Below are 269 nucleotides of genomic sequence, written 5' to 3'. Positions count from 1 at the left end.
CTCAACAGGGGGGCATCTCTGTTGATCCGAACACATTTTTAACTGGAACTACGAGTATACATACGCATTTAAATCAAGAAATATTAGTAATTACTGCCGACAAACTTGAACTTGCTTTGGCAGAACACCAGAAGTGGGTGCGAATTAAAACTGATTGGATCACACCTGCCTCGATATTTTTATCCTCGTTAGCCGCAATAGTGGCTGCCGACTTCAAGAACTATGCATTCATCAACGCAGAAACTTGGGAATCAATGTTTCTTCTGATA

1 protein-coding gene is annotated in these 269 nt (G+C 40.9%); it reads left to right on the top strand.

Annotated features, from left to right (window positions below):
• On the top strand, positions 1-269 hold a 269-nt coding region (locus ACSNOG_RS33390; RefSeq protein ID WP_436756418.1), incomplete at both ends, for a hypothetical protein.

This window comes from Streptomyces sp. URMC 124 (genome assembly GCF_051386455.1).
Taxonomy (GTDB): Bacteria; Actinomycetota; Actinomycetes; order Streptomycetales; family Streptomycetaceae; genus Streptomyces.
The sequence above is the reverse complement of the archived record's forward strand: the minus strand, read 5'-3'. Positions and strand labels throughout refer to the sequence as shown.